The sequence below is a fragment of the Streptomyces asiaticus genome, from assembly GCF_018138715.1.
Classification (GTDB): Bacteria; Actinomycetota; Actinomycetes; order Streptomycetales; family Streptomycetaceae; genus Streptomyces; species Streptomyces asiaticus.
On record NZ_JAGSHX010000006.1, the window covers coordinates 9,207,680 to 9,230,469 of the forward strand.

At 71.0% G+C, this 22,790-nt stretch carries 4 protein-coding genes and 2 pseudogenes; 4 read left to right on the forward strand and 2 right to left on the reverse strand.

The features are described from left to right. Positions 1–44 precede the first annotated feature (44 nt). The 3 genes and pseudogenes from KHP12_RS46530 to KHP12_RS46540 form a co-directional block, all read left to right on the forward strand. A pseudogene (locus KHP12_RS46530) lies at positions 45–17,102 on the forward strand (type I polyketide synthase); the annotation flags it as partial. Between the two features lie 202 nt (positions 17,103–17,304). Beyond that, positions 17,305–18,150: an SAM-dependent methyltransferase gene (locus KHP12_RS46535; RefSeq protein ID WP_211834631.1), complete on the forward strand. Its 846-nt coding sequence runs from the start codon at positions 17,305–17,307 to the stop codon at positions 18,148–18,150. A gap of 228 nt (positions 18,151–18,378) precedes the next feature. Beyond that, complete coding sequence (locus KHP12_RS46540; protein ID WP_086880415.1) at positions 18,379–19,221, forward strand: aldo/keto reductase; 843 nt, start codon at positions 18,379–18,381, stop codon at positions 19,219–19,221. 86 nt (positions 19,222–19,307) lie between these two features. On the opposite strand, the gene KHP12_RS46545 is transcribed toward KHP12_RS46540, so the two are convergent. Both KHP12_RS46545 and KHP12_RS46550 read right to left on the reverse strand, forming a co-directional pair. Continuing rightward, complete coding sequence (locus KHP12_RS46545) at positions 19,308–20,411, reverse strand: baeRF2 domain-containing protein (protein ID WP_086880416.1); 1,104 nt, start codon at positions 20,409–20,411, stop codon at positions 19,308–19,310. Between the two features lie 431 nt (positions 20,412–20,842). Next, positions 20,843–21,535, reverse strand: a complete 693-nt coding sequence (locus KHP12_RS46550) for a hypothetical protein (RefSeq protein ID WP_086880417.1) — start codon at positions 21,533–21,535, stop codon at positions 20,843–20,845. 456 nt (positions 21,536–21,991) lie between these two features. Between KHP12_RS46550 and KHP12_RS53695 the strand changes: the two are divergent. Then, positions 21,992–22,603: pseudogene (locus tag KHP12_RS53695) on the forward strand (ATP-binding cassette domain-containing protein); the annotation flags it as partial. Positions 22,604–22,790: the final 187 nt, after the last annotated feature.

The following is a 22,790-nucleotide window of genomic DNA, read 5'->3' on the forward strand; positions in this document are numbered from 1 at the left end:
GCGCGATGAGCAACGAAGACAAACTCCGGGATTACCTCAAGCGAGTCATTGCCGAACTCCACCAGACGCGTCAGCGCCTCCAGGAAGCGGAATCCGCGGACCACGAGCCGATCGCGATCGTGGCGATGAGCTGCCGCTACCCGGGCGGGCTGCGCTCGCCCGAGGAGCTGTGGCGGTCGGTGGCCGCCGGTGAGGACGCCATCTCGGGCTTCCCCGAGGACCGCGGCTGGGACGTGGAGGGGCTGTACGACCCCGACCCGGGCGCGGTCGGCAAGAGCTATGCGCGTGAGGGCGGATTCCTGCACGGCGCCGGTGAATTCGACCCGGCGTTCTTCGGGATGTCCCCACGCGAGGCGCTCGCCACCGACCCCCAGCAGCGGCTGCTGCTGGAGACGGCTTGGGAGGCGTTCGAGCGGGCCGGTATCGACCCGGAGTCGGTGCGGGGAAGCAAGACCGGTGTCTTCACCGGTGTGATGTATCACGACTACGGCACCGGTCTGACCTCCCTGCCCGCAGGTGTGGAGGGCTATCTGGGCAATGGCACCGCGGGCAGTATCGCCTCCGGTCGGGTGGCCTACACCCTGGGCCTCGAGGGCCCGGCGGTCACTGTTGACACGGCGTGCTCCTCGTCCCTGGTGGCGCTGCACTGGGCCGGTCAGGCCCTCCGGCGACAGGAGTGCACACTCGCCCTCGCGGGCGGTGTCACGGTGATGTCCACCCCCGGAACCTTCGTGGAGTTCAGCCGTCAGCGGGGTCTGGCGGCTGACGGCCGGTGCAAGCCGTTCGCGGCGGCCGCGGACGGTACGGGCTGGGGCGAGGGTGTGGGCATGCTGCTGCTGGAGCGGCTGTCGGACGCGCGCCGCAACGGCCACCCGGTGCTGGCGGTGGTACGCGGCTCCGCCATCAATCAGGACGGTGCGAGCAACGGCCTTACGGCCCCCAACGGCCCGTCCCAGCAGCGGGTGATCCGCCAGGCCCTGGCCGACGCGAAACTCTCCGCCAAGCAGGTGGACGCCGTCGAGGCGCATGGCACGGGTACGACGCTGGGTGACCCGATCGAGGCGCAGGCGCTGCTGGCCACGTACGGGCAGGACCGGCCCGAGGAGCGGCCGCTGTGGCTCGGCTCGATCAAGTCCAACATCGGCCATACGCAGGCGGCGGCGGGCGTGGCCGGCGTCATCAAGATGGTGCAGGCGATGCGGCACGGGCTGCTGCCGCGGACCCTGCATGTCGACGAGCCGTCGCCGCATGTGGACTGGTCGGCGGGCGGGGTCAGGCTGCTCACCGAGGCCACGCCGTGGCCGGAGGGCGACGAGCCCCGCCGGGCGGGCGTCTCGTCCTTCGGGATCAGCGGCACCAACGCACACATCATCCTGGAGCAGGAGCCTCCGGCCGACCCGGAGGGCGAAGCGCCGGAGGAGACAGGGCAACTGCCATCCGGCATCGTGCCGTGGCTGGTCTCGGGGAAGTCCGAGAGCGCGCTGCGTGCCCAGGCCGAAGGGCTGCTCGCCCACCTGGACGCGCGGCCGGAGATGACCCTCATTGATGCCGGGTTCTCTCTGGCGACGACGCGTAGTGCGTTTGAGCATCGTGCGGTGGTGTTGGGGTCGGACCGTGGGGCTTTGACTGAGGGTTTGGGTGCGGTGGTTGAGGGTGGTGGTGCTCCGGGGTTGGTGCGGGGTGTGGTGGTGGGTGGTGATGGTCGTGCGGTGTTGGTCTTCCCTGGTCAGGGGTGGCAGTGGGTGGGGATGGCGGTGGGGTTGTTGGGGTCGTCTCCGGTGTTTGCGGAGCGGTTGGGTGAGTGTGCGGCGGCGTTGGGGCCGTTTGTGGAGTGGTCGTTGGTGGATGTGTTGGGTGATGCGGTGGCGTTGGGGCGGGTTGATGTGGTGCAGCCGGTGTTGTGGGCGGTGATGGTGTCGTTGGCGGAGTTGTGGCGTTCGTATGGTGTGGAGCCGGCGGCGGTTATTGGTCATTCGCAGGGTGAGATTGCGGCGGCGTGTGTGGCGGGTGCGTTGTCGTTGGAGGATGCGGCGCGGGTGGTGGCGTTGCGGAGTAAGGCGTTGCGGGCGTTGTCGGGGCTGGGCGGGATGGTGTCGGTGTCGTTGCCGGTGGACTCGGTGCGGGAGCGGTTGGGTCGGTGGGGTGAGCGGTTGTCGGTGGCGGCGGTGAATGGGCCGTCGGCGGTTGTGGTCTCCGGTGATGCGGATGCGTTGGAGGAGTTGCTGGCCGTGTGTGAGGGCGAGGGGGTCCGGGCGCGGCGTGTTCCGGTGGATTACGCCTCGCATTGCGCTCATGTGGAGGCGATCGAGGGCGAGCTTCGGCAGGCTCTGGCGGGGATCAGCCCTCGGTCGTCGTCGGTGCCGTTCTATTCGACGGTGACCGGTGGAGTGTTGGACACCACGGGGCTGGATGCCGGGTACTGGTACCGCAATCTGCGCCAGACCGTGCGCTTTGACGAGGCCGTGCGCGCGTTGCTGGCCGACGGTTTCCAGGTGTTCGTCGAGGCCAGTGCCCATCCGGTGCTGACGATGGGTGTGGAGCAGACGGCCGAGGACCACGGTACTCGTGTCACCGCGGTCGGTTCGCTGCGCCGTGACGAAGGCGGTCTGGATCGCTTCCTGACTTCCGTGGCCGAGGCGTATGTGGGTGGTGCCGCTGTCGACTGGGCTCGGATGTTCGCGGGGACGGGTGCGCGTCGCGTTGAGCTGCCCACGTATGCCTTCCAGCGGGAGCGGTACTGGCTGGAGTCCGCGGGTGTGGCCGTCAGCGAGGGTGCGGCAGCTGGGCTTGGTTTGGGTTCGGCTGATCATCCGTTGTTGGGTGCGGTGGTGGGGTTGGCGGGTGTGGATGGGGTGTTGTTGACGGGGCGGTTGTCGTTGGTTTCGCATGGTTGGCTGGCTGATCATGTGGTGTGGGGTGTGGTGGTGGTGCCGGGGGCGGCGTTGGTGGAGTTGGTGTTGCGTGCGGGTGATGGGGTGGGGTGTGGGTGGTTGGAGGAGTTGACGTTGGAGGCGCCGTTGGTGGTGCCTGAGTGTGGTGGGGTGCGGGTGCAGTTGTCGGTGGGTGCGCCGGATGGGGTGGGTCGGCGTGTGGTGGGTGTGTTTTCGCAGGTGGAGGGTGAGGGGGTGTGGACGCGGCATGCGTCGGGGGTGTTGTCGGCTGATGTTCCGGTGGTGGGGGAGGGGTTGGGTGTGTGGCCGCCTGTTGGTGCGGTGGCGGTGGATGTGGGTGGTGTGTATGAGCGGTTGGCTGGTGTGGGTTTGGAGTATGGGCCGGTGTTTCAGGGGGTGCGGGCTGCGTGGCGTCGTGGTGATGAGGTGTTCGCGGAGGTGGCGCTCGGGGAGGAGCAGCGGGCGGAAGCGGGCCGTTTCGGTCTGCATCCGGCTCTCCTCGACGCCGCACTGCACACCGCGGCATTGGGAGGGGACGACTCGGAAGAGGGCTCCTCTCGCCCGGGCCCCGGACTTCCGTTCATTTGGAGCGGTGTCTCCCTGTACGCGACGGGCGCGGACACCCTCCGTGTACGGCTCGCTCCCGCCGGACCGGATGCGGTCTCGCTCCTCGTCGCCGACACCACCGGGGCGCCGGTGGCCTCGGTGGCGTCGCTGGTGACCCGTACGGTGACCCCTGAGCAGCTCCGGGCAACGCGGAACGTGACACATGACGCGCTGTTCCACCCCACATGGCGTGAGGTTCCCGCCCAGGATGAAGCCCCCGCGACCACGGGCCGGTGGGCGTTGCTCGGGAGCGTGGCGCCGCACCTTGACGCCTTGAGCGGGGCGGATGACACCACGTATCCGGAACTGGCGGAGCTGAGCCAGGCCATGAATGACGGTGCGGCCGCTCCCGACACCGTTCTGGTCTCCTTCGAGGCCGACGCCGGAGCCCGCGCCGGCGACCCGGCCGAGGCACGGAGGATGGCCCATCGTGCCCTGCGCGTGGTGCGGGAGTGGTTGGGTGAGGAGCGGTTTGCCGGTTCGCGGTTGGTGGTGGTGACGCGGGGTGCGGTGGCGGCCGTGTCGGGTGAGGATGTGCCGGATGTGGCGGCGGCCGCGGTATGGGGTTTGGTGCGGTCGGCGCAGGCTGAGCATCCGGACCGGTTCGTTCTGGTGGATGTGGATGACGTATCGGTGTCGTCCGGTGTGCTTCAGGCGGTGCTGTCGTGTGCGGAGCCTCAGGTGGCCGTCCGTTCCGGGAAGGTCCTGGTGCCTCGGCTGGCGCGTGCCGTTGCTCCTGCGGCTTCCGCTTCCGCTGAGGAAGTGGGATCGGGCTTTGTGTGGGATCCCGAGGGCACGGTGTTGGTGACCGGTGCCACTGGCACGCTGGGTGGTTTGGTGGCGCGGCATTTGGTGGCCGAGCGTGGGGTGCGGCATTTGGTGTTGCTCTCTCGGCGGGGTCGGGAGGCCGCTGGTGCGGTGGAGTTGGAGGCCGAGCTGGTGGGGCTGGGCGCGTCGGTGGCCGTGGTGGCCTGCGATGTCGCCGACCGTGAGGCGCTGGCGGGCGTGCTGGCGCGTATTCCGGCGGACCGTCCGTTGCGTGGTGTGGTGCATGCGGCCGGTGTGCTGGACGACGGCGTCATCGAAACCCTGACTCCCGAGCGTGTCGACACGGTGCTCCGCCCCAAGGCCGATGCCGCCTTCCACCTGCATGAGCTGACCCGCGACATGGACCTGGCGGCCTTCGTGGTGTTCTCCTCCGCGGCCGGCACGTTCGGCGGCGCCGGGCAGGGCAACTACGCCGCGGCGAACGCTTACGTCGATGCCCTGGCGGCCCACCGACGCGCGCTCGGCCTGCCCGCCGTCTCGCTGGCCTGGGGGTTCTGGGCCGAGCGCAGTGGAATGACGGGTCACCTGGCCGACGAGGACGTACGGCGCATGCGGCGCGGCGGCATCGACCCGCTGACGTCGGAAGAGGGCCTTGAACTGTTCGACGTTTCCGGGACCATGGCGCAGCCCGTCCTGTTGCCCATACGCCTGGACCTCCCGGCGCTCCGTGCCCAGGCGGCGTCCGGTGCCATGCCCGCCCTGCTCCGCGATCTGCTGTCCGTTCCCGCACGCCGTACCGTGCGGCCGTCGGGCGATGGCGCGGACGAGTCGGAACTGTGGCGGCGGCTTGCGCCCCTGTCGGCGGACGAACAGCACGAAGTCCTGCTGAACCTGGTGTGCACCCACGTCGCCGAGGTGCTTGGACACGCGGGGGCTGACTCGATCGAGGTGGGGCGCGCGTTCAAGGAGCTCGGGTTCGACTCGCTGACCGCCGTGGAGCTGCGCAACCGGCTGAACACGGCCACCGGGCTGCGCTTGCCCGCCACCCTCGTCTTCGACTACCCCACTCCCGTGGTGATCGCCCGCCAGCTGCGCTCCGAGCTGGCCGAGGCGTACCAGGGCGCCACCCTGTCGGTCTCCCCCTCCGGCGCCGCCGGTACGGGCGCGCTCGCCACTCATGACGAGCCCATCGCGATCGTGGCGATGAGCTGCCGTTTCCCCGGTGGGGTGCGGACGCCGGAGCAGCTGTGGCAGCTCCTGGAGCGCGGTACGGACGCCATCTCCGCCTTCCCGGACGACCGCGGCTGGGATGTGGAGGGGCTGTATGACCCGGACCCGGACGCCGCGGGGAAGAGCTATGCCCGCGAGGGCGGCTTCCTCTATGACGCGGGCGACTTCGATCCGGCGTTCTTCGGGATCTCGCCGCGTGAGGCGCTGGCGATGGATCCGCAGCAGCGGCTGCTGCTGGAAACGTCGTGGGAGGCGCTGGAGCGGGCCGGGATCGACCCGACGACCCTGCGCGGCAGCCAGACCGGGGTCTTCGCCGGTGTGATGCACCACGACTACGGGCTGTTGCAGGGCCCGGGCGGTGGCCCCGGTGCCCCCAGCGCGGGCAGCATCGTCTCGGGCCGGGTCTCCTACACCTTTGGTTTCGAGGGCCCGGCGGTCACGGTGGACACCGCTTGTTCCTCGTCGCTGGTGGCGTTGCACCTGGCGACGCAGGCACTGCGGCGGGGTGAGTGCTCACTCGCGCTCGCGGGTGGCGTGACGGTGATGTCGACACCGGGGCTGTTCGTGGAGTTCAGCTGGCAGCGCGGGCTGTCGGCGGACGGGCGGTGCAGGGCCTTCGCGGGAGCGGCGGACGGCACCGGGTTCTCCGAGGGCGCGGGAGTACTGCTCCTGGAACGGCTGTCGGATGCGCGGCGAAACGGCCACCGGGTGCTCGCGGTGGTGCGTGGTTCTGCGGTGAATCAGGACGGTGCGAGCAATGGGCTGTCGGCACCGAATGGTCCGTCGCAGCAGCGGGTGATCCGGGCGGCGTTGGAGAGTGCTCGGCTGTCGGCCGCCGAGGTGGACGCGGTGGAGGCGCACGGTACGGGTACCAGGCTTGGTGACCCGATTGAGGCGCAGGCGTTGCTGGCGACGTACGGGCAGGAGCGTGGCGCGGAGGAGCGGCCGCTGTGGCTGGGCGCGATCAAGTCGAACATCGGTCATGCGCAGGCGGCTGCCGGTGTCGCAGGCGTCATGAAGATGGTCCTCGCGATGCGGCACGGTGTACTGCCGAAGACGCTGCATGTCGATGAGCCGTCGCCGCATGTGGATTGGTCGGCGGGTGCGGTGGAGTTGTTGACGGACGCGGTGGAGTGGCCGGAGACGGGCCGTGCGAGGCGTGCGGGTGTGTCGTCGTTCGGCATCAGCGGCACCAACGCACACGTCATCCTGGAGCAGGCGCCGACGGTGTCGCCCGATACCGAACCCCCCAACCAACCAAGGGTGTTGACGTCCTCGGTGGTGCCGTGGGCGGTCTCGGGACGGTCCGAACCCGCGCTGCGGGCGCAGGCGAGTCGGCTGGCGTCGTTCGCGGGGGAGCGGTCGGAGCTGCCGCTCGTGGATGTGGCGCTGTCGTTGACGACGACGCGTAGTGCGTTTGAGCATCGTGCCGTGGTGCTGGCCGGTGATCGGGCTGGTCTTGTCGATGGCTTGGAGGCGCTGTCGATTGGTGACCCGGCGCCGGGTGTGGTCCAGGGCTTGGTGGTGCCGGGCAAGTTGGCGGTGTTGTTCTCGGGTCAGGGTAGTCAGCGGGTCGGGATGGGCCAGGGGCTGTATGAGGCGTTTCCGGTGTTTGCCGATGCCTTCGATGAGGTGTGTGGGCAGTTCGACGGGGTGTTGGAGCGTCCGCTGCGGGAGGTGATCCGTGGGGATGTGGCGGGGTTGGATGAGACCGCGTATACCCAGTGTGGGTTGTTTGCGGTGGAGGTGGCGCTGTTCCGGCTGGTGGAGTCGTGGGGCGTGCGGCCGGACTTCGTGGCCGGGCATTCGATTGGTGAGTTGGTGGCGGCGCATGTGGCGGGTGTGTTGTCGCTTGCGGACGTGTGTGTGTTGGTGGCGGCTCGTGGGCGGTTGATGCAGGCGCTGCCGTCGGGTGGCGTCATGGTGTCGGTGCAGGCTGCCGAGGCCGACGTACTGCCGCTCCTGGCCGGTCGCGAAGCCGAGGTGAGTGTGGCGGCGGTCAACGGTCCGTACTCGACCGTGATTTCCGGGGCGGAGGAGGCGGTGACGGAGGTCGCCGGGCAGTTTGCGGCTCAGGGGGTCAAGACCAAGCGGCTGCGCGTCTCGCATGCGTTCCATTCGCCCCTGATGGAGCCGATGCTGGCCGAGTTCCGCCTGGTGGCCGAGGGGCTGTCGTACGCGCCTCCGCGCATCCCCGTCGTGTCCAACGTGACGGGCCTGATCGCGGACGCCGAGGCGCTGTGCTCCGCCGAGTACTGGGTACGCCACGTCCGCGAGACCGTGCGCTTCGCTGATGGGGTGAAGAGCCTGGTGGACCAGGGCGCCACGACCCATCTGGAGCTGGGCCCGGACGGTGTCCTGTCCGGGATGGGCCAGGAGTGCGCTCCCGACGCCACCTTCGCCCCGGCCCTGCGCACCGGTCGTGATGAGGCCGCCTCGCTGCTCGAAGCGCTGGCTCATATCCATGTCCGGGGTCGCTTCGTGGACTGGGCGGCCTTGCTTGCACCGGCACGCCCCCGGACCGTCGAGCTGCCCACGTATGCCTTCCAGCGGGAGCGGTACTGGCTGGAGTCGGCCGCGACCACGGCGGATGTGGCCTCGGCGGGGCTCGGTTCCGCGGAGCATCCGCTGCTCGGCGCCGCGGTGACACTGCCCGACTCCGACGGATGTCTGTTCACCGGCCGGCTGTCCGCGCGTACGCACCCCTGGCTGGCCGACCATGAGGTGCTGGGCGCGGTGATGCTGCCGGGGACGGCATTCGTCGAGTTGGCGCTGCACGCGGGCGACCGCGTCGGATGCGCCCGGTTGGAGGAGTTGACGCTCGAGGCACCGCTGGTCCTGCCCGAACACGGTGGCGTACAGATGCGGGTGACGGTTTCCGACGCCGACGACTCGGGGCGCCGGGCGCTGACCGTGCACTCACGCGAGGACGGCGCGGAAGGGCCGTGGCTTCGGCATGCGACGGGCAGCGTCGCGCCCGAGCCGTCCACCTCCGCCCGCACCGCGCTCTCCGACTCCGTATGGCCGCCGCGGGATGCCGAACCCGTGGCGCTGGACGGGCACTACGAGCGGCTTGCCGAAACAGGACTGCGGTACGGGCCGGTGTTCCAGGGGCTGCGTGGCGTGTGGCGGCGCGGGACCGAGGTGTTCGCCGAGGTCGCGCTGGACGACGAGGCGGAGCAGGACCCGCGCCGCTTCGGCCTCCACCCGGCCTTGCTGGACGCCGCCCTGCACGCTGTGGGCGCTGCCGCCACCGCCGCGTCGGAGGAGATCCGGCTGCCGTTCTCATGGAATGGGGTGTCCGTGTACGCGGCGGGCGCCGCCATGCTGCGCGTACGCCTCACCCCCACCGGCCCCGATGGCATGGCGCTGTCGATGGAGGTGATGGATGGAACCGGTGCGCCGGTGGCCACGGTGGACTCGCTGGCGACGCGCCCAGTCTCCCCCGAGCAGGTCAACGCTGCGCGCGGTGCGGTGCACCGGTCCCTCTTCCAGCTGAACTGGAGCCTTCTGCCGGGCACCGAGGCGCCGGTGGAGAGCGCCGTGGCCGATGTGACGCCGCTGGACGGCGTCGACTGGCACGACATAGCGGCATTCGGTGAGACGATCGGCGCCGAAGGGGCCGTGCCTCCGGCGGTGGTGTGCGTGCCCCCGCCCGTGCCCACCACTGACGGCGACGCGATACGGGACGTGATCCACCGGGCGCTGGAGCTGGTGCGGGGATGGCTGGCCGAGGAGCGGTTCGCCGGATCGCGGCTGGTGATCGCCACACATGGCGCGGTGACCGTCGAGGGCGACGAGGGTGGCCAGAACGACAAGGCCGTGGTGGATCTCGCGGCGGCCGCCGTATGGGGTCTGGTGCGGACCGCGCAGACCGAGCACCCGGATCGGTTCGTCCTGGTCGACCTGGACGGTGGGGACCGGGAACCGGAGCACGAGCCCGGGCGTCGGCCACTGACCCCCGAGGTCCTCTCCCTGCTGTCCGCAGCCGTGGCGAGTGGCGAACCCCAGGTGGCCGTGCGCGGAGGACGGCTGTTGGCCCCGCGCCTGGGCCGAGTGCGGCCCACTGAGACCACCTCGAGCTCAGCCGAAGCCGCGACGCGCTCGACGGTGCGCTCGGTGGTGTGGGACGCAGAAGGCACGGTCCTGGTGACCGGCGCCACCGGCACGCTGGGCGGGCTGGTCGCCCGCCACCTTGTGGCCGAGCGCGGCGTACGCCATCTGCTGCTGGTGAGCCGTCGCGGCGCGGACGCCCCCGGCGCCCGCGCGTTGGAGGACGACCTGGTGGCGGCGGGCGCGTCGGTCAGCTGGGCCGCCTGCGACGTGGCCGACCGGGACTCGCTGATCGCCGCCGTGAAGGGTGTCTCCGAAGCACATCCGCTGCGCGGAGTGGTCCACACGGCCGGGGTGCTCGACGACGGCGTCATCGCGTCGCTGACACCGGAGCGCGTGGACGCGGTGCTGCGCCCGAAGATGGACGCGGCCATCACGCTGCACGAGCTGACCGAGGCCGTGGACCTGTCGGCGTTCGTCGTGTTCTCCTCGGCGGCCGGGACCTTCGGCACGGCCGGACAGGCCAACTACGCGGCCGCCAACGCCTTCCTCGACGCCCTGATACGGCACCGCCGGACCTCGGGGCTGCCGGGCCTGTCCCTCGCCTGGGGTTTGTGGGACGAGCGCGACGGAATGGCCGGCGGGCTGGCCGAGGCGGATCTGCGCCGCATGGGCCGGGCCGGAGTGGACGGTCTGTCGCCCGAGGAGGGCCTGGCCCTGTTCGACGCGGGATGTGCCGGGGAACTGCCCGTGGTCATCCCGATGCGGCTTGACCCGGCCAAGGCGCGTGGCGCCGACGGTGAAGTGCCGCACATCATGCGGGAGTTGGTGCGTCCGATGGCGCGCCGGGCCGCGGCGGAGGGCACCGGGGCCGCGGCCGAGCTGCGGGAACGGCTCGCCGCGGCGTCGTCGGAGGAGGACGGCGAACGCCTGGTACTGGACCTGGTGCGGCGCTGCGTGGCCACGGTGCTCGGACACGGTGGGGCGGCCGCGGTGGAGCCGGGCCGCGCCTTCAAGGACTTCGGCTTCGACTCGCTGACGGCGGTGGAGCTGCGCAATCGCCTGGGCACGGCCACCGGACTGCGCCTCACGGCCACGCTGGTGTTCGACTATCCGAACCCCATCGCCCTGGCCCGCCATCTCCACCAGGAGCTGACCGACGGGGACGACGGCGTACGCCCCGTCCACCCCGCCCTGCCCACCGGCAAGGCGGACACCGGTGACGACCTGGTGGCGATCGTCGGCATGGCCTGCCGATTCCCCGGCGGCGCCCGGTCCCCGGAAGACCTGTGGCGCCTGCTCGCGGCGGGTGACGACGCCATTTCCGGCTTCCCGGTCAACCGTGGCTGGGATGTGGTGGGGCTGTACGATCCCGACCCGACGGCGGACGGCAAGAGCTATGCGCGGGAGGGCGGCTTCCTGCACACCGCGGGCGAGTTCGACCCGGCGTTCTTCGGGATCTCGCCGCGTGAGGCGTTGGCGATGGATCCGCAGCAGCGGCTGCTGCTGGAGACGTCATGGGAGGCGTTCGAGCGGGCCGGGATCGACGCGACGACCCTTCGGGGCAGCGCGACCGGTGTCTTCGCGGGGCTGATGTACCACGACTACGGATCGCAGCTCCGGAGCGTCCCCGAGGGCGCCGAGGGCTACCTCGCCACGGGTGGGTCCGGAAGCATCGCATCGGGGCGGGTCGCCTACACCTTCGGTCTCGAGGGTCCGGCCGTGACCATCGACACCGCGTGTTCGTCGTCGCTGGTGGCACTGCACCTGGCCGCGCAAGCGCTGCGGCAGGGCGAGTGCTCGCTCGCGCTGGCGGGCGGAGTGGCGGTGATGTCCACCCCCGCCACCTTCGTGGAGTTCAGCCGCCAGCGCGGACTGGCGCCGGACGGAAGGTGCAAGCCGTTCGCGGCGGCCGCCGATGGCACGGGCTGGGGCGAGGGCGTCGGCATGCTGTTGCTGGAACGGCTGTCGGACGCGCGGCGCAACGGTCACCCGGTGCTGGCGGTGGTACGTGGCTCCGCCGTCAACCAGGACGGTGCCAGCAACGGGCTCACCGCGCCCAACGGCCCCTCGCAGCAGCGGGTGATCCGGGCGGCGCTGGCGAACGCGCGACTGTCGGCCGCCGAGGTGGACGCGGTCGAGGCACACGGTACGGGGACGACGCTGGGCGATCCGATCGAGGCGCAGGCGCTGCTGGCCACGTACGGCCGGGAACGCGCCGACGACCAGCCCCTGTGGCTCGGCTCGATCAAGTCCAACATCGGACACACCCAGGCCGCGGCCGGTGTCGCGGGCATCATGAAGATGGTGCTCGCCATGCGGCATGGTCTGCTGCCCCAGACGCTGGGCGTCGACGAACCGTCGACGCACATCGACTGGACGGCCGGAGCCGTCGAGCTCCTCACCGAGGCCAGGCCCTGGCCCGAGACTGGCCGCCCACGCCGGGCGGGCGTCTCCTCCTTCGGCCTCAGCGGCACGAATGCGCACATCATCCTCGAGCAGGCGTCGTCGACTGAGGGCGAAAACTCTGAACCGGAAGGAGAGTTGGCGCCCGCTGTGGTGTCGTGGGTGCTGTCGGCGAAGTTCGATGCCGGTGTGCGTGAGCAGGCCGGGCAACTCCTCTCGCTCGTGGCCGGGGAGACCGGCCCGGCGGTGGCGGACATCGGTCTGTCGCTGGTCACCACGCGGGCGGCGTTCGAGCGTCGGGCGGTGGTGTTGGGCGGTGACCGCACCGCGCTCGTCAGCGGCCTGACCGCGCTGGCCGAGGGCCGCGAGGTATCAAGCGTGGTGCGCGGGTCCGTGGTCGGCTCCGACGCCCGTGCGGCCTTTGTCTTCCCTGGTCAGGGGGCGCAGTGGGTGGGGATGGCTGAGGGGTTGTTGGAGTCGTCTCCGGTGTTCGCGGAGCGGTTGGGGGAGTGTGCGGCGGCGTTGGGGCCGTTTGTGGAGTGGTCGTTGGTGGACGTGCTCAGCGACCCCGTGGCCTTGGAGCGGGTTGATGTGGTGCAGCCGGTGTTGTGGGCGGTGATGGTGTCGTTGGCGGAGCTGTGGCGTTCGTACGGGATCGAGCCCGCGGCCGTCATTGGTCACTCGCAGGGTGAGATTGCGGCGGCGTGTGTGGCGGGTGCGTTGTCGTTGGAGGAAGCGGCACGCGTGGTGGCGTTGCGGAGCAAGGCGCTGCGGGCGTTGTCGGGGCTGGGCGGCATGGTGTCGGTGTCGCTGCCGGTGGAGGCCGTGCGGGAGCGGTTGGGCCGTTGGGGTGAGCGGTTGTCGGTGGCGGCGGTGAACGGGCCCTCGGCGGTCGTGGTCTCCGGCGACGCCGACGCGCTGGACGAGCTGCTGGCGGCATGCGAGGCGGACGAGATCAGGGCACGCCGTATCCCCGTGGACTACGCCTCCCACTGCGCCCATGTAGAGGACATCGAGGACGAGCTGCTGCGGGACCTGGCGGATATCGCTCCCCGGCCCTCGTCGGTGCCGTTCTATTCGACGGTCACCGCGGGTGTGCTGGACACCACGGGGCTGGACGCGGGGTACTGGTACCGCAATCTGCGCCAGACGGTCCGTTTCGACGAGGCCGTACGCGTCCTGCTGGCGGATGGCTTCCAGGTGTTCATCGAGACCAGTGCCCATCCCGTCCTGACGATGGGTGTGGAGCAGACGGCCGAGGACCACGGCACCCGTGTCACCGCGGTCGGTTCGCTGCGCCGCGACGAAGGTGGTCTGGAGCGTTTCATGGCCTCCGTGGCCGAGGCGTACGTGGGCGGCGCGTCCGTCGACTGGGCACGGCTCTTCGCGGGAACGGGCGCGAAGCGCGTCGATCTGCCGACGTATGCCTTCCAGCGCACCCACTTCTGGCTGGAGTCCGAGGCCATCGATGCCGCCGGTGACGTGGCATCGGTGGGGCTGGACTCGGCAGAGCACCCGTTGCTGGGGGCCGCCGTGCCGCTGCCCGGCTCGGACGGTTTCCTGCTCACCGGTCGGCTCTCGCTCCGTACCCACCCCTGGCTCGCCGACCACGCGGTGGCGGATGTCACGCTGCTGCCGGGGACGGCCTTCGTGGAGTTGCTGATGCGGGCCGGTGACGCGGTCGGCTGCGGTCAGGTGGACGAACTGACCCTGGGAGCACCGCTGGTGCTGCCCGAGCAGGGCACGGTCCGGCTCCAGGTCGCCGTCGGCGGTCCCGACGAGGCGGGGCGGCGCTCGGTCGGTGTGTACGCGCAGACGGAGGACGGCCCCTGGACACAGCACGCCACCGGTGTGCTCGGCAGCGGCGGCACCGAGGCGATGGCGGATCCCTCCACCGGGCCCGAGGCATGGCCACCGGCCGGTGCGGAGGCGGTGGACGTCGGCGGGCTCTACGAACGGTTCGCACGGACCGGATTGGGCTACGGGCCGTCCTTCCAGGGGCTGCGTGCCGTCTGGCGCAAGGGCGAGGAGGTCTTCGCCGAGGTCCGCCTGGCCGAGGAGGCAGGGCAGGACGCCGAGCGCTTCGGCCTCCACCCGGCCCTGTTGGACGCGGCGTTGCACGCGATGGCCTTCGGCGGTTTCGTCCGCCTTCCCGAGCCCGATGGCAACGTCCGCCGGGACGAGGGGTCCGGCACCGGACGGGTCCGGCTTCCCTTCGCCTGGAGCGGCGTGGCGCTGCATGCCACCGGCGCGTCCGCGCTGCGGGTGCGGCTGGCACCGGCCGGGGCGGACGCGGTGTCGCTGACCGCGCTCGACGAGTCGGGGCGCCCGGTGGTCTCGGTGGATTCGCTCGTCACCCGCGCCGTTGCCCGGGACCAACTCGGCGCGGCGCACGGTGCCTTCCACGAGTCGCTCTTCAGCCTGGAGTGGACGGCACCCGTGGCGGTGCCCCCGTCGTCCGGCTCCGCTCTCCGCTGGGCGGTGCTCGCCGAGGGCGACACGGGGCTGTCGGCGGCGCTGAAGTCGGCGGGCACGGCCGGTGCCCTGGCCGAGACGTATGCGGATCTGTCCGCTGTGGGCGAGGCCATCGAGGCGGGGCGAACGGCGCCGGACCTGGTGTTCGCCTCCGTGTCCTCCCTCTCTCCGACCGCCGAGGCGGTCCGCTCCGCGGCGCACCGGGCGCTCGCGCTGGTGCAGTCGTGGCTGGCAGATGAGTGGTTCGGACGGTCCCGGCTGGTGCTGGTCACCCGTGGGGCGGTCGGTGTGCGGCCCGGGGAGCCACTCGCCGATCCCGCCTGCGCCGCGGTGTGGGGACTCGTGAGGTCGGCGCAGTCGGAGAACCCCGACCGGTTCGTGCTGGTCGACCTGGACGACCAGGAGGCGTCGTTCGCCGCCCTGCCACAGGCTCTGTCGGGCGACGAGCCGCAGATGGCGGTGCGCGGCGGCGCGGTGCTGGTGCCACGGCTCGCCCGGGTCCCGGCCACCCGGGTCCCGGCGGCCCGGATGCGGGACGCGGACCGCGCGGCCGCGTCCACGTCGGCCGGGGAGCGGGACGGCGAGCCCGCGGCCACCCCGCTGTGGGACCCGCAGGGAACGGTCCTCATCACCGGCGCCACGGGGGTACTGGGCTCCCTGGTGGCGCGTCACCTGGTGGCCGAGCACGGCGTACGCCATCTGCTGCTGACCAGCCGCCGGGGCCGCGAGGCCACCGGAGCCGCCGAACTGGTGGACGCGCTGACCGCGTCGGGGGCCTCGGTGTCCCTGGCCGCCTGCGACACGGCCGACCGCACGGCGCTGGCGCGGCTGCTGGCCACCGTACCGGCCGAACATCCGCTGACCGGCGTGGTGCACGCGGCCGGTGTCCTCGACGACGGGGTGATCGGGTCGCTGACTCCGGAGCGCGTCGACACGGTGCTGCGGCCCAAGGCCGATGCCGCCATCAACCTCCATGAGCTGACGGAGGACCTGCCGCTGTCCGCGTTCGTGCTGTTCTCCTCGGCGGCGGGCGTGTTCGGTGGCAGTGGCCAGGCCAACTACGCGGCGGCCAACGCGTTCCTGGACGCGTTGGCGCAGCGGCGCAGGGCGCGGGGGCTGCCGGCGGTCTCCCTGGCCTGGGGGCTGTGGGCCGAACGCAGCGCCATGACGGGGCACATGGACGACAGTGACGTCGAACGGCTCAACCGGGCGGGAGTGACCGCACTGTCGTCCGAGGAGGGCCTGGCGCTCTTTGACGCGGCGACGGCGCAAGCGCATGTCCGGGCCGCCCGGGCCGGGGACCCCGGCCCGGGTGAGGGCGCCGACGTGAGCGGTGGCGGGCAGCCGGAGAACGTCACTGACGTCCACCCGGAAAGCACTACCGACGCACACCCGCTCCTGGTACCCATGCGGCTCGACATCGCCGCGCTGCGGGTGCAGGCCGCCTCCCTCGGCGTCCCCCATCTGCTGCGCGGGCTGGTCCGGGTCCCGGTCCGGCGCGCCGCCCACAACGCCGCCACCGGCTCCGCCACCGGCGCCGGGGGAGTGGAGCCGATCGGACAGCGGCTGACCGGGCTCCCGGCCAGGGAGCAGACCAAGGTCCTGACCGAGCTGGTGCGCACCCATGCCGCCACCGTGCTCGGCCATGACTCACCGGACCTGGTGGAGGACGACCACGCCTTCCTCGAGCTGGGCATCACCTCGCTCACCGCCGTGGAGATCCGCAACCGGCTCAACCTCGCCACCGGTCTCAATCTGCCCGCCACACTGCTCTTCGACCACACCACGCCCGCGGCGCTCGCTGCCCACCTGCGCGCCCAACTGGCCCCCGGCGCCCCGGACTCCGCACCCCAGGCTGAAGCGGCGGCCACGGGAACCGCACATCAGGCCACGCCTTCCGGCGCGGCCAAGGCCGCCACCGGCTCGACGATCGAGGAGCTGTACCGGCAGGCGTGCGCCGATGAGCAGTACGTGGCGGGCACCCAGTTGCTCATGGCGGCGGCCCGGCTGCGCCCGTCGTTCCGCACGGCGGCGGAGCTGACCACCCCGCCCAAGCTGGTGCGGCTCTCCAAGGGCAGTACGGCGCCGGGGCTGGTGTGCTTCCCGTCGCTGGTGGCCATCTCGGGGCCGCGTGAGTACGCCCGTTTCGCGGCCGGGTTCCGGGGCCGCCGCGATGTCTCCGTGCTGCCCGAGCCCGGTTTCGGCAAGGGGGAGCTGCTTCCGGCGAGCGTCGACGCCGTCGTGGAGATGCAGGCGGAGGCGGCGCTGCGTTGTGTCGGAGAGAAGCCGTTCGTGCTCGTGGGCCGCTCGTCCGGGGGCTGGATCGCCCAGGCGGTCGCCGGGCGGCTGGAGGCGCGTGGCAGCGCGCCCTCGGCGGTCGTCCTGCTGGACACCTATCTGCCGCGCAGTGAGGCGCTGCCGTGGATCCAGACGAATCTGTCCGGCAAGATGTTCGACCGGGAAAAGATGTTCGGCGTGGTGGACGAGGGCAGGCTGACCGCGATGGGCGGCTATCTGCGCCTCTTCTCCGACTGGGAGCCGACGCCGATCGACGCGCCGATTCTCACGGTGAAAGCGGAGGAATCCTTTCCGGGGTCCGGGGAGGGGAACGACGAGGAATCGGCATGGGGTGCCACGCTCACCCGTATCGACGTTCCCGGCGACCACTTCACCATGATGGAGGATTTCGCCGGCGTCGCCGCCGAAGCGGTCCTCAACTGGCTTGCGGAGAACGTGTGAGGAGAACGTGTGATTCGCAATGCCTGACATCCTGATAGGCTCGCGCTCATTCGAAGCGCGGAAGAAAAAACGGGGAAGGCGCTCGCGGATTTCTGATGTCGCCGAAGACCTTTCCATTACTGCGGGAGGAAACATCATGACGTCCAATGTCAGCGCGGTCGGCGAACGGGTCGGCGAGTTCTACGACCAGCTGGTGGGCATGTTCGACGCCTCGCTGTACGGCCCGAACATCCATGTCGGCTACTGGAACAGCCAGGAGGACAGCACCACGCTGGAGGACGCCGCCGACCGGCTCACCGACATGATGATCGCGCGGTTGGGCATCGGCGCCGGCTCCCGGGTCCTGGACATCGGCTGCGGCTTCGGCGGGCCCGCGATCAGGCTCGCGCAGAAGACGGGTGCCGAGGTGGTGGGCATCAGCGTCAGCCGTAAGCAGGTCGAGAAGGCCAATGAGCTGGCCGAGGCCGCCGGGGTGAGCGGCAAGGTCACCTTCCAGTACGGCGACGCGATGGACCTGGTCTTCGACGACGGCTCCTTCGACGCCATCTGGATGCTGGAATCCGTGATGCAGATGCCCGACCGGGCGGCGGCGCTCGCGGAGGCCGCCCGCGTTCTGCGCCCGGGCGGACGGCTGGCACTCACCGACAACTACGAGCGCGAGGAGATATCCGAGGAGCGGCGGCCGGTCATCGAGAACATTCTCCAGCGGTACCTCACCCAGCCGCCCGCGTCTTTCGAGACATACCCGGCGATGCTGCGCCAGGCGGGGCTGCGCTGTACGGAGCTGCTCGACGTCAGCGAAAGCACCACCAAGCAGTCGGTCCGGCGGCTCGGTGAGGCCATGGCCCAGAACATGGAGCAGCTGGCGTCCAAGGTCGACCCGGAGGTCTTCAACAAGTTGAAGCCCGCCGAGGGTGAGAACATGGAAATGCCCGAGCTGGGTTATCTCATCGCCACCGCGCGGCGCCCCGAAACGGCGTGACTTATCGGCGCCGGAAGCCCAGGTTCTCGGCGCCGGAAATTCCCGGTTCTCTTCGGGGAGTCATTCAAGGGCGGGTCGGTACATTCGGCCCGCCCTTCGGCGCGGAGGGTCCGCGACCGACCCGCCGGGGTCCGCGACCGACCGCCGGGGCCACGCGGTGCCGACGTCGTACGGCGCGTGGCGTGGCCTACCGTGGGAGGCAGCCGGAGAACCAGGGAGGCGGGCAAGTTGACCAGCGCACCGGACACCGTCCCGCTGCCCTCGGGGGAGCGGATCCCGCTGCTCGGCCAGGGCACCTGGCACATCGGTGACCACCCCCGGCGCCGCGCCGATGAGATCGCGGCGCTGCGGCGTGGACTCGACCTCGGCATGACCGTCGTGGACACGGCCGAGATGTACGGCAACGGCGCCTCCGAGGAACTCGTCGGGGAGGCGATCGCCGGCCGCCGCGACGAGGTGTTCCTGGTCAGCAAGGTGCTCCCGGGCCACGCCGACCGCAGTGGCACCATCGCGGCCTGCGAGGCCAGTCTGCGGCGGCTCGGTACGGACCGGCTGGATCTGTATCTGCTGCACTGGCGGGGGCGGATCCCGCTGGAGGAGACCCTCGAAGCCTTCGCCGAACTCACCGAGAGCGGCAAGATCCGCCACTGGGGTGTGAGCAACTTCGACGCCTCCGACATGACGGATCTCGTCGCCATCCCCGGTGGCGACGGTGTCGCCGTCAACCAGGTGCTCTACAACCTCACCCGGCGCGGCGTCGAGTACGACCTCATGCCCTGGTGCCACCGGCGCGACATCCCCCTGATGGCCTATTCGCCCATCGAGCAGGGCCGCCTGCCGCGCTCCGGTGCGCTGCGGGAGATCGCACGGGCCCATGACGCGACGCCCGCGCAGGTGGCGCTGGCGTGGGTGCTCAGGCAGGGGGTGGCGGCGATCCCCAAGGCCGGGCGGGTCGACCATGTCGAGGAGAACCGCGCCGCGCTGGATCTCGAGCTCACCCCGGAGGACCTGGACGCGCTGGACCGCGCCTTCCCCCCGCCCACGGGGCCCATGCCCCTCGAGGTCCTTTGAGCCCGAGATCCTCGGATGCTTTGGGCGCACCGGCTTTACGTACGCGGGTCTCACGCGTCTGAGCCGTGATGCGGGCGCGGCGGACCTCACGTATACGGGTCGTGGTAGCGCAGCAGCACCCCGATCCCGTCCTCCAGCGACAGCTCCTCACGCGGCACCGTGATCAGCTCGGCACCGGTGCCCACCAGGGCTCGTACCACCACGGCCCCGGCGGGCTCCTGCCGTCCGGTGTGCACGCCGAAGGTGTGGAGGTCCGGCTCCGTCAGTGTGACGTGGGTGGGCTCGGGCCCCGCCCACAGCGACTCCGGAAGGTTCACAGGGCGGGTGAGCAGCAGGCAGTGGGCCTGGCCACGCTGTAGGGCGGTGATGGCGGCGGACAGCCCTTCGGAGGTGTCCGGGTGCCGGGCGCGCTGCGCCATGTAGCGGTGCGTCAAGGTCCGGTCCCGTTCGTTCACCGTGGCACGCAGCGTGTCGTTCAGCTCCGCCTCCAACAGGGCTCGGCCGGGTCCGGCCACCGGTCGTCCGCTGTCGGGCACGGTGACGACGCGCTGTTGGGTGGACTCGGGCAAATGGTTGACCAGCACGCCGCGCAACCACACGTCCTCCGCCGCGCACCGCAACACGATCGTCTCGGCATCGGTCCAGCGGCGCAGATTCTCCAGCTCGTGGGCGACCGCGAACGCGTTCGCCGGCCAGTCCCGGGCCGCGCCGATGTGGTTGTAGCGGGGCTCCGGTGCCACCCGGCTCATGGGCCACCGCCCGGCTTGGTAGTGCACCACCACATCCTCTTCCAGGTCGGTCTCCGCGAAGGCCCGGGAGAGGGCCACGGCCACATAGGGGATGTCCGGGGCGTGTTGCAGCACCAGGGGCAGCACATCGGGGATCGAGGTGAAGCGGGCCGAATCGGTCGCCGGCGGCTCGGGGAGTTCCTCGGCCAGTCCGAGCCGTCCATGGGCGGCGAACAGGGCCTGTCCGTGCTGTCCGGACACCTCCCGGTCGCTGCCCACGGCGGTGTGCAGGGCGGAGAGGGTGGCGTTGTCCACGCCCTGGCCGGACAGCGCGTCGCGCAGGTGCCGCCAGCGCAGCTCGATCGCCTTCTCCGGATCCTCGGTGTCGCGGGAGGTGTCCAGGTAGACGGCGGCCCATGGGCCGGGCCGTGCGTAGAGCGGGTCGAGAAACGACAGCTTCATATGCGCTCCGTACCTTGTCGGGCGACCTGACGGGGCGGCCCGACACGAACGGGTTTCCCTCTCAGGTCGGATGAAACCGCTCGAAATCGCTGGTTCCGGTCAGTGGCGGGGCACCGCTGCGCGCTCCGCGTGCCAGACGAACGGTGGCCGCCCTGATCGGATGTCGGGCGCCCGGCAGTGGGCCTGACCCGCGTCCACCTCGGTGTACACCTGTTCAGCGACGTCAGCGGCGGATGGCTCTTCGCGTCCGGCTCGTCCTGTGCCCCTGTCTGTCCCGGTGGCTGAGGCCGGGCAGCAGACCCACGTCCGGGCTGGGGCATCGTGACGCGGCACCCGCCTGACCGGGTCCCGGGCGGTGTTCGCCCTGGACCCGGCCACCCGCATCGTGCGAGGCGGGGGCCGCGTCGTGTGCTACCGCGCCGCCGGTGCGGTCACTCGCAGCCGTACCGCCAGTTCCACCCCACAAAGGTGTGCCGCAGCTCCACATCGAAGCGGCAGCTCGTCGTCCCGTCCGCCTTCAACTGGACATACGAGTGGTGGGTGTTGTTGTACCAGTCGCCGGTCGGGTCGAAGACGCCCTTGTACGAGAAGTCGGCGTGCGCCTCGGAGTTGACCTCGGCGCAGTCCGTGACGCAGTCGTCCTTCGCGTTCTTCGAGGTGAGCGACCAGCCGGCGTCCCACGGCTCGCGGTTCCACTCCTGGGTGGCCGTGGTGCCGCCCGTGGTGACGCGCCCGTTCGCCGTGTCCCATGAGGAGGCGGTGTACAGGCCCGTCATCCGGATGTTGCAGCAGTCGTACATCTCGTTCCAGCCACGCAGCTGATGACCGGCGGCGGCCGTGGTGGCGCTCCCCGCAGCGGTCGCGGTGCGGGCCGAGCGGGCCGATGCCGGGCCGTGCTGGACGGAGACCCGCTCCGGCTTGCAGTCGGCGCCAATGGTGATCTGCCCCGAAACGGCCTGGCCGGGCGCCGGAGCGGGGAGCTCGCCGGTCAGCCGGACACCGTCACAGGACTTCGGCGCGGGGTCGGACTCCTGCGCCGTCTGCGCCGTCGCTACTGTCGTGCCGCCCAGGAGCGCCACCAGGGAGACCGCCGACACGGCCGCGATGCTTAACCGGCTGTTCACTTCTCACGCCCCTTGATCGAATGATCCATGCGATCCGAAACGGGCGGCGCCCCTCGGTGCGGATGCGCCGCCAGATCAGGGGTGATCGTAACGGCGGCCGCACGCGGCAGCGGGGGAGTGGGAAAGGTTGGCAGGAAGGTGGCAGCGCGGCCTCCGCCCGGCCGCGTCCACGACATCACACACCACGGCTGGGGTACACTGCCCGGGTCCTGTTGTCTCCGATAGAGGTGGACGTTGCGTATCTGAGGTTCGCGATCATCGCGCGGTACGGCACAAGCCGTAGCCCGTCACGCCGTAGCCGGCCTTCCTGCCGCCCGTGACCCGCGTGGATGCGACCTCGGTGCATACGCCGTCCCTCACCCTTCGGAGGGCCGCACCCCATTCCCCGGCTTGGTCGCCGCGTGGTGCTCGCATGCGTAGCCCCTTTTTCACAGCGCTTACGAATGCGAGAACACCATGGCAGCATCCCCCACCCCCAGCGCCTCCGTGACCTGCTCGGCCGTGTCCTTCCAGTGGGCGGACGGCACGCCCGTCTTCGACGGGCTCTCGCTCGGCATCGGGCGGGGCCGCACCGGCCTCGTGGGCACCAACGGCAGTGGCAAGTCCACGCTGCTGCGGCTGATCGCCGGCCGGTTGCGCCCCACCGAGGGGTCGGTGACCGTCGGCGGCAGCCTCGCCTACCTTCCGCAGAACATCACCCTCGACACCACCCGCCGCGTGGACCAGGCCCTGGGCATCGCCGAGCGGCGCGCCGCGCTACGGGCCATCGAGGCCGGGGACGTCGACGAGGCGCACTTCGAGACGATCGGCGACGACTGGGACGTCGAGGAGCGTGCCCTGGCGACACTGGGCTCACTCGGGCTCGGCGATGTCGAACTGGACCGCACCGTCGGCCATCTGTCCGGCGGGGAGACCGTACTGCTGCGCCTGGCCGCCCTGCTCCTTGAGCGCCCCGACGTCCTGCTGCTCGACGAACCCACCAACAACCTCGACCTGTTCGCGCGGCGCCGGCTCTACGACGCCGTCGACTCCTGGCGCTCCGGTGTGCTGGTCGTGGTCAGCCACGACCGTGAGCTGCTGGAGCGCGTGGACCGCATCGCCGAACTGCGGTCCGGGTCGGTGACCTGGTACGGCGGCGGCTGGTCCGCCTACCAGGAGGCGCTGGCCACCCAGCAGGAGGCGGCAGCGCGCATGCTGCGGGCCGCGGAGGCGGATGTGCGGCGGCAAAAACGCGAACTGGAGGAGACCCACATCA